The sequence below is a fragment of the Candidatus Planktophila sp. genome, assembly GCF_040402275.1.
In the GTDB taxonomy this organism is placed as follows: Bacteria; Actinomycetota; Actinomycetes; order Nanopelagicales; family Nanopelagicaceae; genus Planktophila.
Window position 1 is genome coordinate 54,817 of record NZ_JBBAMW010000003.1, and the last position, 14,232, is coordinate 69,048.

Here is a 14,232-nt window from a genome sequence, read left to right on the forward strand (position 1 = left end):
TCGATGGAGATTCGTCTAGCACGCACTAGTGATATTAAGGGCATTCGTCAATTAATTGACTCCTATGCACCGCAAGGTCGTCTGCTTACAAAAGAAACTGTTACTTTGTATGAAAGCGTCCAAGAATTTACTGTTGCCGTTGAAGGCAATGAAGTAATTGGTTGCGGCGCACTACACATTTTGTGGGAAGACCTTGCAGAGGTTCGTACAGTTGCAGTGTCAGAAAAGGTTCGCGGTAAAGGTGTTGGTCATCAAATCCTTGAATCAATCATTGATCGTGCGAAAAATATTGGCGTGGAGCGAATCTTTTGTTTGACCTTTGAGACGGAGTTCTTTGGACGCCATGGTTTTGAAGTCATCGAGGGAACACCGGTTGAGCCAGAGATATACAAGGAACTCCTACGCTCTTACGATGCCGGTGTAGCTGAGTTCCTGGATCTTGAGTCGGTAAAGCCCAATACCCTGGGAAATACCCGAATGCTCAAGAAGCTATAGGAACCTAGATTTAGTCCATTTTCGGGCATAACCCCGCCATATTTGGGGGTGTAAAACTCAGATCCAATCCACCTCGCGAGCGTAGGCCTGCAGGTATTAGGCTTAATCAAAGATCGACCCAAAGGAGCACCGCCCATGTTTGAGCGCTTTACCGACAGAGCCCGCCGAGTTGTTGTGCTGGCCCAAGAAGAAGCACGCATGCTCAATCACAACTACATCGGTACTGAACATATCCTCTTGGGATTAATCCATGAAGGTGAAGGCGTTGCAGCTAAGGGCCTTGAATCATTAGGCATCTCACTTGAAGGCGTGCGCGCACAAGTTGAAGAAATTATTGGACAAGGTCAGCAAGCTCCAAGTGGTCACATTCCATTTACTCCGCGCGCGAAAAAAGTTCTTGAACTTTCACTTCGTGAAGCGTTGCAGTTAGGTCACAATTACATTGGCACAGAACACATTCTTCTTGGTTTGATCCGTGAAGGTGAGGGAGTGGCCGCACAAGTTCTTGTGAAGCTTGGCGCAGATCTCAATCGTGTTCGTCAACAAGTTATTCAACTTCTCTCTGGATACCAAGGAAAAGAAGCTGTACAAACTGGCGGACCTGCAGAGGGCACACCATCAACATCGCTGGTACTTGATCAGTTTGGTCGAAACCTGACACAAGCTGCCCGCGAAGGAAAGCTTGATCCAGTTATTGGCCGCGAGAATGAAATTGAACGTGTTATGCAAGTTCTTTCACGTCGCACCAAAAACAACCCAGTTCTCATCGGTGAGCCAGGTGTTGGTAAGACAGCTGTTGTTGAAGGTCTTGCACAGGCGATCTATAAGAACGATGTTCCAGAAACTTTGAAAGATAAACAGGTGTACTCATTAGATTTAGGTGCACTTGTTGCAGGTAGCCGCTACCGTGGAGATTTCGAAGAGCGCTTGAAGAAGGTGCTTAAGGAGATCAAAACTCGCGGAGACATCATTCTTTTTATCGATGAAATTCACACTCTTGTTGGCGCAGGCGCTGCAGAAGGTGCAATTGATGCAGCAAGCATCTTGAAGCCAATGCTTGCACGTGGTGAGCTACAGACAATTGGTGCAACAACTCTTGATGAGTACCGCAAGCATGTTGAAAAGGATGCAGCCCTAGAGCGCCGCTTCCAGCCAATTCAGGTTAAAGAGCCCTCTGTTGCGCACACAATTGAGATTTTGAGGGGCCTTCGTGATCGCTACGAAACACATCACCGTGTTTCAATCACCGATGGCGCACTTGCAGCAGCTGCAAACCTTGCAGATCGCTATGTGTCAGATCGTTTCTTGCCAGATAAGGCAATTGACCTTATTGATGAGGCAGGTTCACGTCTTCGCATTATGCGCATGACAGCACCCGCAGAGCTTCGCGAGTTTGATGAAAAGATCGCAAACGCTCGCAAAGAAAAAGAGTCTGCAATCGATGGTCAAGATTTTGAATTAGCAGCAACTCTTCGTGATAAGGAAAAGACTCTTATCACTGAAAAGCAAGAAGCTGAGAAGAATTGGAAAGCAACTGATCTAGATAAGGTCACTGAGGTTGATGAAGAACTCATCGCTCAGGTTCTATCTGCATCAACAGGTATTCCAGTCTTTAAGTTAACCGAAGAAGAGACAGCACGTCTGCTGCGCATGGAAGATGAATTACACAACCGTGTCATCGGACAAGACCAAGCGATTAAATCGCTCTCACAAGCGATTCGTCGAACCCGCGCAGGTCTTAAAGATCCACGCCGTCCAGGTGGATCGTTTATCTTCGCTGGTCCTTCAGGTGTTGGTAAGACTGAACTCTCACGCACACTTGCTGCATTCTTATTCGGTGATCAAGATGCGTTGATTCAACTTGATATGTCTGAGTACTCAGAGCGTCACACCGCTTCACGCTTGTTCGGCGCACCTCCAGGATATGTTGGATATGACGAGGGTGGACAGCTGACTGAAAAGGTTCGCCGTCGTCCATTCTCTGTTGTGCTTTTTGATGAAATCGAAAAGGCACACCCAGATATCTTCAACTCACTTCTACAGGTTTTAGAAGAAGGTCATCTAACAGATTCACAAGGCCGAAGAGTAGATTTCAAGAACACTGTCATCATCATGACAACAAACCTAGGTACTCGTGATATCTCTAAGTCACTCGGGCTTGGCTTTGCTAACAGCGATGACGATATGACTAATTACGAGCGCATGAAGGGCAAGGTTAGTGATGAACTTAAGTCACACTTCCGCCCTGAGTTCCTCAACCGTATTGATGACATCATCGTCTTCCACCAGTTGACTAAGCCTCAGATCATTCAGATCGTTGATCTCATGCTGAAAAATCTTGATGATCGTTTGCAGTCAAAGGACATGGGCATCGAGCTCACTCCTGCTGCTAAGGATCTTCTTGCAGAGCGTGGTTACGATCCACTTCTAGGAGCACGTCCACTGCGTCGTGTTATTCAACGTGAGATCGAAGATGGATTGTCAGAGCGAATCTTGTTTGGCGAGCTAAAGGCTGGCGAGATCATCGTTGTTGATATTGAAGGAGAGGGTGCCGAAGCAAAATTCACATTTGTAGGAGCACCAAAGGTTGCTACGCCTGATACTCCTGAAGATCTTGCTGAATCACCAACTGCTTAATTAACTTCTTAGTTTTTTAAGTGCTTCTCCGCTAACGCGATACACAGTCCACCCATCCATGGGCACTGCGCCTATGGATTTGTAGAAGTCGATGCTTGGTTGGTTCCAGTCCAGAACCCACCACTGCAATCTTTCGTAGTCACGTTCTACGCAAATCTTTCCTAATTCTTTAAGGAAAGCTAAACCGTAACCCTTGCCGCGATAAGCGGGATCAACATAGAGATCTTCGAGATAAATTCCAGGCTTGCCAACCCATGTTGAGTAGTTGAGAAACCAAATAGAAATTCCGACTACAAAACCATCTTCTTCTGCAACGTGGCAGTAGGCAACTGGGTTTTCTCCAAAGATTGTCTCTTCGATTTGTTCAACTGTGGCTTTTGCTTCCAAAGGTGCTTTTTCATACTCAGCTAGATCTTTAATCAGCTGATGTATGCGGGGAATATCCGCTTTGGTTGCGTAACGAATCATTGCGGCAGTCTATAGCGATTACGGGGGAGTCTTTGAATAAGTAGGTCATCAGTCAATGTTTTCAATGCTTTTTCGACCTGTGATTCTTCAGGCCACAACGTCTTTATCGCTGATTCTGTGAGTGATTCATTCTCGCGTAATGCTTGAACAATTGTTCCGCGGCATTTGCGATCAGTGCCATGCCAATCTTGAGATTTACGAACTAGATCTGTTTTTGGATAACCATTCTTGCGCCAGTTGCACTGACTAATTATCGGGCAGAGTTCACACGAGGGATTTTTTGATGTGCAAACAAGTGCGCCAAGCTCCATGGTTGCAGCAGCCCACAGGTGAGCGTTCTTGGTTGGAAGAATTTCAAGTCTGCGAGCTTTCTCTCGAGCAGTCGGAGCTGGCTTCGGATGCTCTTCACCATCAATGGCGCGCACCAGTAATCTTCGGATATTCACATCCATAACAAGTGATCTTTGTTCAAATGCAAAAGCGGCTATAGCAGCAGCGGTGTATTCACCAATACCTGGCAAGAGCTGAAGTGTCTCTTGATCTTCTGGCACGGTGTTATTGAAATCTTCAGCGATGATTTGTGCTGCAGAATGAAGTCGTAATGCACGGCGTGGATATCCAAGACGTCCCCAAGCAGTAATAACTTGAGCAGGTGTTGCCTTGGCTAAATCTATAGGAGTTGGCCAACGTTCCATCCACTCATTCCACTTAGGAAGAACGCGATTCACTGGGGTTTGTTGCAACATGTATTCGCTGACCATTACACCCCACGGGGATGTGTCTCGCCACGGTAGATCTCTTTTGTTCTTTTTAAACCAGGTAAGAATTGGTTTTTCTAAAGAACTCATTCGCCGGTGATTTTTACCCGTTTTAGAGCGGCATCAAGACGTGAAACCTCAACGATCTCCATGCCGTCAATCTTTGTGTCTGATCCGGTTGGAACTAGAGCGCGCTTAAAACCAAGACGATATGCCTCTTGAAGTCTGCGATTAACTCCGCTGACCTTGCGAATTTCACCAGCTAATCCAACTTCACCGATTGCTACTAAATCTGAAGGCAGAGCAAGACCTTTTGCAGCAGATGCAACGGCCAGAGCAAGGGCTAAATCAGCGGCAGGCTCAGTCATTTTCATACCGCCAACAGTTGCTGCATAGACGTCGCGGCCGCCAACTCGAACATTTGCGCGTAGTTCTAGAACAGCAAGAGTCATTGATGTGCGAGCTGAGTCCAGACCCGAAACAACGCGACGTGCATTTCCGTAATCATTTTCACGTCCTGCAGAGACTAGTGCTTGGATTTCTGCCAGCAGTGGCCTGCGACCTTCAAGAGTGACGGTTACACATGTGCCTGGCACAGGTTCTGCGTGACGTGATGTGAATAGTCCAGTTGGATCAAGCACAGATTCAATTCCGGTGTCACTTAAGTCAAAACATCCAACTTCATCTGATGCACCGAAGCGGTTCTTGATTGCACGGATTAAACGAAGGCGCGAATGACGTTCTCCTTCAAACTGTAAAACAACATCAACGATGTGTTCTAGAAGTCTTGGACCTGCAATTGAGCCATCTTTGGTTACATGTCCAACAAGAAGTAGTGTGATGTCACGATCTTTACAGATGCGGATTAACGCACCAGCAACTTCTCGAACCTGTGTAACTCCTCCAGGTGCGCCATCTGCTGCAGCACTTCCAATAGTTTGTACTGAGTCAATGATGAGTAGTTGTGGTTTAACAGAATCAACGTGGGCAATTACTGCGCCAAGATCTGTTTCGGATGCAAGAAATAGTTGTGGATCAATTGCATTGATGCGCTCTGCGCGAAGTCGCACCTGTGAGGCAGATTCTTCACCACTTATATAAAGTGCTGAAATGCCCTTTGCTGCAGATTGTGCGGCAACTGAAAGTAAAAGCGTTGATTTACCAACGCCTGGTTCGCCCGCTAATAAAATCGCAGCACCTGGTACTAATCCACCACCAAGAACGCGATCTAACTCTGAAACACCTGTTGGACGTGCATGGGCTGCAGATAAATCAACATCGCCAATCGGAGTTGCTTTCGCGGTTACATTTCCTGCAACAAGTGAGAGTTTCTTAGGCGCAGCAATCTCTTCAACAACGCCCCATGCTTGGCATTCACCGCAGCGACCAACCCATTTTTGGGATGTCCAACCGCACTCTGTGCAGCGGAACGGATCTTTTTCAACCTTGGCCATGAGGTAACCCTATGACAAGGCACTGACTATTTCTTCTGGGCAGCCAATGTTGCTGGATGCTGAATGACAAATAGTGGCAAGTTGCGGGCTGTGGACTCACGGATGTGTTCCATGCGTGCGTGACATAGGCGCTCAAGTTCGTTGTATGCATCTTTACCCATCAACAGTTCCAGCTCGTACTTGTTAGAGATATACACAGGCTCTGTTCCAACGTGAGCATCACTGTTGCTTGTGCAGTACCAGTCAAAATCTTCTCCGCCATCGCCCCATGCAAGGCGTTCGTACTCACCGATTACTGTTACTGAGTATTCGCGCTCGCCATATTCGCGAGTTTCAAAACTACGTCGTAATGGCAACTGCCAGCACACATCAGGCTTTGTATCTGCAAAGTGCTTTCCATCGCGTTGTGCAACATGGTGAAGTACGCAACCAAATGATCCTGTGAAACCTTCTGCTTCATAAGCTTTACGGTTTAAGAAGATACAACCATCTTCAACGCGACGAGTTTTGCGTTCGCCATCTTCATCTTTTTCAGAGATTCGTAAATCTCCGCCAGGCTTCTTTGGACGGGCTTCGTTATAGAACTGCCACATTTCAGGAGTTAGATAAGCAGCAGCTTTAACTGTGCGCTCTTCATCTGCCTTATCTGTATACATCGCACCTTCGGTGCAACATCCAGAAAATGGCTGGCTTTTAAAAACACCTTGGCAGCCATCACCATAAATACAAGTCCAATACGAGGTCAACCAGGTTAGGTCGCACTTGAAAATAGTTTCAGCATCATTTGGGTCGAAAAATTCAACCCAATCACGCGCAAATCCAGCTTTAACTTCTGACATAGTCGTAGAGCCTACAGGCATAACAGGTAGGCTTGTTACATGGATCAGCAATCAAAGGTTGCAGTTGTTGGCGTCGGCATTATGGGCGAAGCCTTGATCGCTGCATTGATTTCATCTGGTGTTAATCCAGAGTTGATCACAATTTCAGAAAAGCGTGCAGATCGAAGCGCAGAGCTGATTGCAAAGTACTCAATCAAACAAGCACCATTGGCATCCAATGTTGCAGCAGCAGATGCTCTCTTATTGGTGGTTAAGCCTCAGGATATGGCTGGAGTACTTGAAGAAATCAAGGGTTCAATTAACTCTGCCGCGGTTGTAATCACCTTTGCAGCGGGCAAGACAATCTCATTTATTAGCAATGGATTAGGTACTGGCAACCCTGTTGTCCGCGTTATGCCCAATACACCGACAATGGTGGGTGCGGGAATGGCTGCAGCATCTTTTGGTCCAGGCGTTACACCTGCACACAAGCAATTTGTTCTGGGCTTCTTGGCGGCAACCGGCAAGGTAATTGAAGTTGCCGAAGATCTACAAGATGCAGTTACGGCAACTAGCGGTTCTGGACCTGCTTACTTTTTTGCATTCGTTGAGGCAATGGTTGCAGGTGCCAAAGAACTTGGCCTCAGCGAAGCCGATGCAACAACTCTTACAGTTCAAACAATTATTGGTGCTGCGAAGTTATTAGATGAGTCAGGTAAGAGTGCAACAACTCTGCGAGAAAATGTGACAAGTCCAAATGGCACAACCGCTGCCGCGCTCGCCTCATTTGGTTCAAGTGAGCTCAACTCTATGGTTGCTGCGGCAATGAAGGCGGCTAGCGATCGTTCGCAGGAATTAGCGTGAAACGCTTTGTAGCATTCGTTGTACTTGCATTACTAGTTATTGCTCCAGTTTCACAGGCTGCACCTAAGAAAATCAGCGTTAAGCCAATGCAATTGTTAACGACAATTGGGACGCCAGATGAAGTAAGTGGAGCAGTTGTTAGCGGTAAATCAATAATTATTTTTGGTACTAAAAGCTCAAAGGCATATGCCCGGGCAATTGATAGGACGGGTAAAGAGCTGTGGAACTTAACCTTGGATCAATCTGTAGCATCAGTTGCAACATCTGCTGCTGTTGATTCAGCAGGAGATATTTGGATTGCTGGTGCAACACCACTTGCCTTGGGTGCAATTCCACCTGCATCAACTGCTACTCCAGTAAATCCAGATAATGCAGTTATTCCGCCATCTGTATTCATTGGCGATTTACAAGCCGTAACTATTTGGAAGGTAAGTGCAGCAGGTGCATTGTTGTTTACAAATACCTTGCCAACTAGTTCTGTGCTATTTCCAACTGCAATTGCAGTAGATAAAAATGGAGCATCTGTTGTTGGAATTATTGCTAATGAGAAAGGTAATGCCGGCTTTCTAGCAAATGCAGATACCGCCGGTGCGTTCTCAAAGTTGTTGCAGATCGGTGCAGTATCGACAACAGCAGATGCAGTTGCAAGACATGGTGATGGAAGTTTTACTATTGCTGGGTCTAGTGCGGAAACTTTGGCTGGGAAGAAAGTTGCCGGAATAACTGATGGCATTTTGGTGAAGGTATCAAAGGCTTTGAAGATAACTTCTGTTGTACGCAGTTCGGTTGCAAAGGGAAAGCGCATCTGGAATAGCGCATCGAATTCATTACTGCTTGCGGGTGAAGTTGTAGCAGGCGGTAAAACTGAGTCAGCGATTACAAAGTTTTCTCTTGCTTATGCGCCATCATGGAGCTATCGCTTTGCTTCAACAGGTCCAACGTTTTCTGCATCTGCTACTCAGGTGATCTTCATTTCTACCGGCGCAGTTGCACAACTCAATTGGAATCCCAAGTCTCCAACACCGTTATTGCTCACCTTTGACTCTAAAGGGCTCATCACTGCAGCCGATAGTGGCCCCATAGGGCAGAAAGAAGTGCTTGGGCTACTCATTTCCAAGGAGTTTGGGGTTTTAGCCCTTACTTCGAGCACAGAATCGGTTTCGATTTTTACCCTACTTCCGCGGTAACCTAATTCCCCGCACACTCAGTGCGAACTTATGAAATGAGAGCGTGACATATGGGTTCCGTAATTAAAAAGCGACGCAAGCGCATGGCGAAGAAGAAGCACAAGAAGCTTCTTAAGAAGACTCGCATTCAGCGCCGTAACGCGAAGTAATAATTACGGCTTTAGAAGGGCAAGCTTGCCGTTAACCGTGGCAAGAAGATATTTAATCTTATTAACAGTTACCCAAGCGCTCTGAGTAGGTTCAGAGCCTTGGGTACTGCTTACTAAACGTATTGCAGCTTGTCCTAAATCCTTTTTGCTCGTATCTAGAGCACACAATCTGTCCTGACAGTTAAAAATAATTGTCTTTCCATCAGTTGTCAGGTACTCGCCGGGAGTTCCGAAATTTTCGGTCGTTAACTTTGAAATATTTGTTGGATCGCTTAATAGTGCCCAACGAACTTGATTAGGTTTTGGTGCTGTTGCAGTTGATGCAGCTAACCATGTAGCCATTACATCACCATTTACCTTGGCAAGCGCAACATCAAATCCAAATACAGAAGCATCATCAGTTGAGAGATCTAGTGTTTGATAGGCCCATCCAGTTGGTTCAATGCCAGTGCGAGTCGCAATACGGATTGCACCGGATGTGATTTCTTTCTTCTGATTCATTGAGACAACTGAATCATATGCAACATATGTTTTTGAACCATCAAAGATTGCCTGCAAATGGAATCCGACGTCACCAGTAGTGCGGCCATCTGTTTTACGATCGCCATCTAGAAGTTCATATTTCCAAGCAGCAGACTTACTCTTTATGGCACCAAGAAGCACTCCCTGGCTTTCATCTCGATAAAAGACCTGCACAGTACTTGTTGTAGCGACGCACGCATTTGCCACGTTTACATCACTAGATGTGCGCACACGAACTAAGTCCGTGTACTCATTGACGGCAGGACCATTGCCATCAACCACTTCAATAGCAAAGCTCTTACCGTTATATGTGGCATAGCGGAGATCTTTTTCAGTTGAGTCACTGTAGAAAATATGGAGTGTTTGCTTAACTCCACTGCCATTCACACACATAGAAATACCACCAGAAATTGTGTCCGTTGTGCGACCACTGCTTCCGCCAGCCCCATCAACAGTGACTTTCTTCCAAGCTTTGCCATCAAAGGTTGCAAGCTTTAGGTCGCCACTTTTTGTATCTGTGTAGGCAATTGCTGGCTGTCCGTTAAAGGTTGTACTTGCAACACTCTTACCATCAGCTGCAGTATCCAGGACAGTGCTTTTCCAGCCCGCTTGTGGGATGACAGATTTAGTTGTTACAGCATCTGACACACCTAAAGCATTCTTTGCTACAACTGAAAAACTGTATGAAGTGCCGTTTTTTAATCCAGCCATCAACACTGGGCTAGAAAGAGCTTTCTTCTCAAGGCCAGTCTTTAAGTTCTTAACAATGTATTCACTAATTTGTGCGGTGCGCAAATTAACCGGTGGATCAAATGAAACAAGTGCAGATGAATCGCCTGTGAATGCCTGAGCATTGCGTGGTGACTGTGGAAGATCTGTTGCAATGCCGACAGGTGGTTTATTGCGCATATCTTCCATCATTGCCAATTGAAGTGGGCCAGGTTGGCGAAAAACTTCACCCGGATCAAGACTTGGAGTCATAACTGAATCAAGACCAGATTTTGAAAAAGTATCTTCATCTAAGTGCGAGGTTGATGATCCAGATTGGTAACGCGAAGGTGTATACATCTTTGGCTTAACTCCGCCATTGGCTTTAATTCCAAGAGGACCTGACCACACTAAAGATGAGGTAAGTGCAGTTCCTAATTCTCGTGATGGCGTTGGAAGATCTGCTAAGCGACGACCATCTGCTGTTTGTAGGTATGCGTCAAAGGGTGTTGGTTGATCCAAACTACCTAATTCGAAAAAAGGATCGTATGCGTCATTAGAAAGAAAACCTAGCCCGTGTCCAAGTTCGTGAATGAAAACAGATTCAAGATCGTATTCAGAAGAAGTTGGAACTCCATCTCCACGAGTATTCCAGGTTGCGCCAGAGTTAACTTGAATAATTATTTCAGGATTTGCTTTATCTAAATCTTTTCCCGCTAAAGCATTTGCAGCAGCTGATGAGTACCACAGTGAGGGATCAGGTGCACCAGAAAATGCTGAAAAGAAACTTCCGGGACGAGCACTACCTAGAACACCCCAAGAGCTTGAACGTCCCCATGATGCATCGACAGTAATCACAGTTGTTGATTTAAAGTTTGCTGACCACACATCAATTGCAGCCTGAACTTCTTTTTTAGCCCAATCCGGAAAGTTGTTGTATTTAACGTCAAACTTCGATTTAAACTCTAGATTCTTTGCCGCAGGTTTGGCTGTTGTAGTTGTAACAGGATCGGTTCCTGCATATATGTAACCCCAATTAGTTGCAGGGATCTGTTTAAAGGCTAAAGCTGGGGCAGATGGCGCAGAAAGAATGGAAACAGCAAGCGCACCAGCAAAGGTGATTGCCCAGAGTCTGTTCAAACGCAGCATGAGCCGAACGCTATCAGGGCATCGGGCGTGGTTTAAGGTCAGGGGTAGGAATTACCAATTCTCTAAGTGAATTAACAGGTAAGAAAGGGGTAATCAATGACCGTGGTAACAATTTATGGCCGAACTGGTTGCCATCTCTGCGAGGATGCATTAAAGCTTTTGCAATCAATGCGGGATGAACTTAACTTTGAAATCGAAGAGATATTAATTGATGGAAATGAAGAGTTAGAAAAACTATATGGTGAGAAGATTCCTGTTACTCAAATTGATGGAGTGCATCATGATTTCTGGCGCGTAGATCCAGAACGGTTTAAATCTTCCCTTGAAAAACATCGTCAGCGTCAATAATTTTGTATGAATAACCTTGTTCAGCTAAGAAGCGCTGACGGTTCTGTGCAAAATCCTGATCGATAGTGTCTCGAGAAATTACGGAATAAAACTTTGCGGTACGTCCATCAGACTTTGGTCGCAAGATGCGTCCTAAGCGCTGCGCCTCTTCTTGACGGCTTCCAAATGCTCCAGATACCTGAATTGCAATTGTTGCATCAGGTAAATCAATTGAAAAGTTAGCTACCTTTGAAACAACTAAACATTTAATTTCACCAGTTCTAAATTTATTGAACAGTATTTCTCGCTCTTTAATAGGGGTTTCACCCTTAATCAGAGGCGCACCTAGGACTTCAGATAACTCATCAAGTTGATCGATGTATTGGCCAATTACTAATACCTGATCATCTGCGTGTTTTTCTACCAAAGCTTCAACCACTTCGCGCTTTGTGCGAGTTGTTGCACAGTTGCGATAACGGTTTTCTGGCTCAGCAGTTGCATACGCTAAACGCTCTGTTTCGGTGAGATTAACTCGAACCTCAATACATTCAGCTGGCGCGATATAGCCTTGTGCTTCGATTTCCTTCCACGGCACATCAAAACGCTTTGGACCGATCAGTGAGAAAACTTCACCTTCCATGCCATCTTCGCGAACCAAAGTTGCTGTTAGTCCAAGGCGGCGGCGTGATTGGATATCTGCGGTAAAGCGGAAGATTGGCGCAGGCAGTAGATGCACTTCATCATAAATTATCAAACCCCAGTCATATGAATCAAAGAGATCCAAGTGCGCATAAACACCATTCTTTTTCTGAGTCATCACTTGGTATGTGGCAATCGTTACAGGGCGAATCTCTTTCTTTGCCCCTGAGTACTCACCAATTTCATCCTCATTAAGGGTTGTTCTTTTCAACAATTCTTCACGCCATTGACGTGCAGCAATTGTGTTTGTTACCAAAATTAAAGTTGTGGCCTTTACATGTGCCATTGCAGCAGCGCCCACAATAGTTTTACCTGCACCGCAAGGAAGAACAACCACACCAGAACCGCCATGCCAGAAACCTTCAGCTGCGAGTTCTTGGTAAGGACGGATTTTCCAATCCTTTTGCACCAATGAAATCTCATGAGCCTGGCCATCAACGTAACCTGCAAAATCCTCTGCTGGCCAACCAAGACGAAGTAGTGACTGCTTGATTTGTCCACGTTGACTAGGTAAAACGGTAATTGTTTCAGGATCAATTCGTGCACCAAGTAGTGGAGCAATCTTCTTTGCTCTAATTACTTCTTCAAGAACGGCTGTATCAGTCGTAATAAGAATTAGTCCATGGACAGGATCCATCTCAAGACGCAGGCGTCCATAACGAGACATTGTTTCGGCAACATCAATAAGAATTGAGTGGGGGACTGCGTAGCGGGAGTATTTAATTAATGTGTCGATAACCTGTTCCGCGTCATGTCCTGCAGCACGGGCATTCCATAAACCAAGTGATGTTAATCGGTATGTATGAATATGTTCTGGTGCTCGCTCTAGTTCGGCAAATGGAGCAATTGCTCGCCGACATTCAGTGGACAGTGGATGGTCGATATCGAGCAGCAGCGTTTTGTCGCTCTGAACAATCAGTGGACCATCAGTCATTAAGTAAATCCTTTATTAGCGCGTGTAATAACTTGCTGCGATCTTCAAGGGTACTGATGTCTACCCATTCATGTGCTGCGTGGGCTCCATCCCCAATTGCACCAAGCCCATCTAGAACTTGTGCACCTGCTGCGGCTGCAAAGTTGCCATCACTTGCCCCGCCAACTGATGCATGGCCAAGTGGTGGCATTCCAAGTGCTTTAGCGACTTTCTCTGCGCGTTCATAGAGGGCCATAGTTGAAGTTGTCTCTAAAGGAGGACGATTAAATCCACCAGTAATTTCGTAACGGCTCGCAGCATTAATAGGCTTTAAGCCCTTGATAGCAGCGTCAACTCGTTTTAGATCATCCATTGAGTATGAACGGATATCAATATCTAGGACTGCAAGGTCTGGGACGGTGTTGGTCGTGTTACCCGCGCGAAGTGTTGTTGGAACAACCGTTGTTCCATGTTCTGGATTCTGCATTGCTGTAATTGCTAAAACAGCATGCGCCATTTCGGTTGTAGCGTTCACACCTTTTTCAGGTTCAAGGCCTGCATGTGATGCCTTGCCATGAATCTTCACTTGATACATCGCGGTGCCTTTGCGACCAGTTTTGACCTTACCGTTAAGTGTTGCCTCTATAACTAAAACTGCTTTTGCTTTGACAGAAATTTCCTTAATAAAATCTTTGCTTGTCGCACTACCTGTTTCTTCATCTGTAGTTGCAATCAATGCCGCACTTCCTGTAATTCCCTTCATGGCATATAACGCCTGAACAAATCCAGCTTTCATATCAAAAATTCCTGGCCCGCGAGCTGCTGTTCCTTCAACGCTCCACAAAGGTTGAAAAGATCCCTTAGGCCACACAGTGTCTAAGTGGGCAAGAACAACAACATCAGGATTAGGTGCACCCCACCAAAAAACTGGACGCCCATTTACTTCGCGAATTTCTGCAGGAGTGCCCAAGATTCTAGTTGCTATGTCACTTGCTAAATGAACAACATCGCGGCAGGCATCTAGATCTTCAGTTGGTGATTCCAACTTAACTAAAGCTTCAAGGGCTGCCAACATGGGATAAGT

Annotated in this window: 13 protein-coding genes; 6 read left to right on the plus strand and 7 right to left on the minus strand. The window is 45.8% G+C overall.

Annotation, left to right across the window (positions count from 1 at the left end; genetic code table 11):
- Positions 1 to 3 precede the first annotated feature (3 nt).
- Together AC9UEY_RS01425 and AC9UEY_RS01430 are read left to right on the plus strand one after the other, a co-directional pair.
- Positions 4 to 495, plus strand: coding sequence for an amino-acid N-acetyltransferase (locus AC9UEY_RS01425; RefSeq protein ID WP_509536723.1), 492 nt, complete (start codon positions 4 to 6; stop codon positions 493 to 495).
- A 135-nt stretch (positions 496 to 630) separates the two neighbouring features.
- A complete protein-coding gene (locus tag AC9UEY_RS01430) occupies positions 631 to 3,132 on the plus strand; it encodes an ATP-dependent Clp protease ATP-binding subunit (RefSeq protein WP_509536726.1) in 2,502 nt (833 codons plus the stop codon).
- Here the strand turns inward: AC9UEY_RS01430 and AC9UEY_RS01435 are convergent, their stop codons facing one another.
- The 4 genes from AC9UEY_RS01435 to AC9UEY_RS01450 are packed head-to-tail and all read right to left on the minus strand — an operon-like array spanning position 3,133 to position 6,651.
- Positions 3,133 to 3,600, minus strand: coding sequence for a GNAT family N-acetyltransferase (locus tag AC9UEY_RS01435; protein WP_509536729.1), 468 nt, complete (start codon positions 3,598 to 3,600; stop codon positions 3,133 to 3,135).
- Entirely contained in the window at positions 3,597 to 4,448 is an 852-nt protein-coding gene (locus tag AC9UEY_RS01440) for an HhH-GPD family protein (RefSeq protein WP_509536731.1), read from the minus strand. The genes AC9UEY_RS01435 and AC9UEY_RS01440 overlap by 4 nt, the downstream gene beginning before the upstream one ends.
- Positions 4,445 to 5,812, minus strand: coding sequence for a DNA repair protein RadA (gene radA / locus AC9UEY_RS01445; protein ID WP_509536733.1), 1,368 nt, complete (start codon positions 5,810 to 5,812; stop codon positions 4,445 to 4,447). The genes AC9UEY_RS01440 and radA overlap by 4 nt, the downstream gene beginning before the upstream one ends.
- Before the next feature lie 26 nt (positions 5,813 to 5,838).
- Positions 5,839 to 6,651 carry a DUF3109 family protein gene (locus tag AC9UEY_RS01450; RefSeq protein ID WP_509536736.1) on the minus strand — a complete coding sequence of 271 codons (813 nt, stop codon included), beginning with the start codon at positions 6,649 to 6,651 and terminating at the stop codon, positions 5,839 to 5,841.
- Between the two features lie 39 nt (positions 6,652 to 6,690).
- Between AC9UEY_RS01450 and proC the strand changes: the two genes are divergently transcribed.
- The 3 genes from proC to AC9UEY_RS01465 are packed head-to-tail and all read left to right on the plus strand — an operon-like array spanning position 6,691 to position 8,830.
- Positions 6,691 to 7,494 carry a pyrroline-5-carboxylate reductase gene (gene proC / locus AC9UEY_RS01455; RefSeq protein ID WP_509536739.1) on the plus strand — a complete coding sequence of 268 codons (804 nt, stop codon included), beginning with the start codon at positions 6,691 to 6,693 and terminating at the stop codon, positions 7,492 to 7,494.
- A complete protein-coding gene (locus tag AC9UEY_RS01460; RefSeq protein ID WP_509536741.1) occupies positions 7,491 to 8,681 on the plus strand; it encodes a hypothetical protein in 1,191 nt (396 codons plus the stop codon). The genes proC and AC9UEY_RS01460 overlap by 4 nt, the downstream gene beginning before the upstream one ends.
- Before the next feature lie 50 nt (positions 8,682 to 8,731).
- Positions 8,732 to 8,830, plus strand: coding sequence for a 30S ribosomal protein bS22 (locus AC9UEY_RS01465; protein WP_009612566.1), 99 nt, complete (start codon positions 8,732 to 8,734; stop codon positions 8,828 to 8,830).
- 3 nt (positions 8,831 to 8,833) lie between these two features.
- Here AC9UEY_RS01465 and AC9UEY_RS01470 read toward each other — a convergent pair whose 3' ends face one another.
- On the minus strand, positions 8,834 to 11,209 hold the full coding sequence (locus tag AC9UEY_RS01470; RefSeq protein ID WP_509536744.1) for a fibronectin type III domain-containing protein: 2,376 nt from the start codon (positions 11,207 to 11,209) through the stop codon (positions 8,834 to 8,836).
- A 96-nt stretch (positions 11,210 to 11,305) separates the two neighbouring features.
- Here AC9UEY_RS01470 and AC9UEY_RS01475 point away from each other — a divergent pair, with 96 nt between their 5' ends.
- Positions 11,306 to 11,557: a glutaredoxin family protein gene (locus AC9UEY_RS01475; RefSeq protein ID WP_509536746.1), complete on the plus strand. Its 252-nt coding sequence runs from the start codon at positions 11,306 to 11,308 to the stop codon at positions 11,555 to 11,557.
- Here AC9UEY_RS01475 and AC9UEY_RS01480 read toward each other — a convergent pair.
- Both AC9UEY_RS01480 and AC9UEY_RS01485 read right to left on the minus strand, forming a co-directional pair.
- Positions 11,520 to 13,169: a DNA repair helicase XPB gene (locus AC9UEY_RS01480; protein WP_509536749.1), complete on the minus strand. Its 1,650-nt coding sequence runs from the start codon at positions 13,167 to 13,169 to the stop codon at positions 11,520 to 11,522. The genes AC9UEY_RS01475 and AC9UEY_RS01480 overlap by 38 nt on opposite strands.
- Positions 13,162 to 14,223, minus strand: a complete 1,062-nt coding sequence (locus tag AC9UEY_RS01485; RefSeq protein ID WP_509536751.1) for a M20/M25/M40 family metallo-hydrolase — start codon at positions 14,221 to 14,223, stop codon at positions 13,162 to 13,164. The genes AC9UEY_RS01480 and AC9UEY_RS01485 overlap by 8 nt, the downstream gene beginning before the upstream one ends.
- Positions 14,224 to 14,232 lie beyond the last annotated feature (9 nt).

Bases quoted from the DNA above. Each gene is read 5' to 3' on its own strand.
- AC9UEY_RS01425 (WP_509536723.1), top strand. From the start codon at position 4: ATGGAGATTCGTCTAGCACGCACTAGTGATATTAAGGGCATTCGTCAA.
- AC9UEY_RS01430 (WP_509536726.1), top strand. From the start codon at position 631: ATGTTTGAGCGCTTTACCGACAGAGCCCGCCGAGTTGTTGTGCTGGCC.
- AC9UEY_RS01435 (WP_509536729.1), bottom strand. From the start codon at position 3,600: ATGATTCGTTACGCAACCAAAGCGGATATTCCCCGCATACATCAGCTG.
- AC9UEY_RS01440 (WP_509536731.1), bottom strand. From the start codon at position 4,448: ATGAGTTCTTTAGAAAAACCAATTCTTACCTGGTTTAAAAAGAACAAA.
- radA (WP_509536733.1), bottom strand. From the start codon at position 5,812: ATGGCCAAGGTTGAAAAAGATCCGTTCCGCTGCACAGAGTGCGGTTGG.
- AC9UEY_RS01450 (WP_509536736.1), bottom strand. From the start codon at position 6,651: ATGTCAGAAGTTAAAGCTGGATTTGCGCGTGATTGGGTTGAATTTTTC.
- proC (WP_509536739.1), top strand. From the start codon at position 6,691: ATGGATCAGCAATCAAAGGTTGCAGTTGTTGGCGTCGGCATTATGGGC.
- AC9UEY_RS01465 (WP_009612566.1), top strand. From the start codon at position 8,732: ATGGGTTCCGTAATTAAAAAGCGACGCAAGCGCATGGCGAAGAAGAAG.
- AC9UEY_RS01470 (WP_509536744.1), bottom strand. From the start codon at position 11,209: ATGCTGCGTTTGAACAGACTCTGGGCAATCACCTTTGCTGGTGCGCTT.
- AC9UEY_RS01475 (WP_509536746.1), top strand. From the start codon at position 11,306: ATGACCGTGGTAACAATTTATGGCCGAACTGGTTGCCATCTCTGCGAG.
- AC9UEY_RS01480 (WP_509536749.1), bottom strand. From the start codon at position 13,169: ATGACTGATGGTCCACTGATTGTTCAGAGCGACAAAACGCTGCTGCTC.
- AC9UEY_RS01485 (WP_509536751.1), bottom strand. From the start codon at position 14,223: ATGTTGGCAGCCCTTGAAGCTTTAGTTAAGTTGGAATCACCAACTGAA.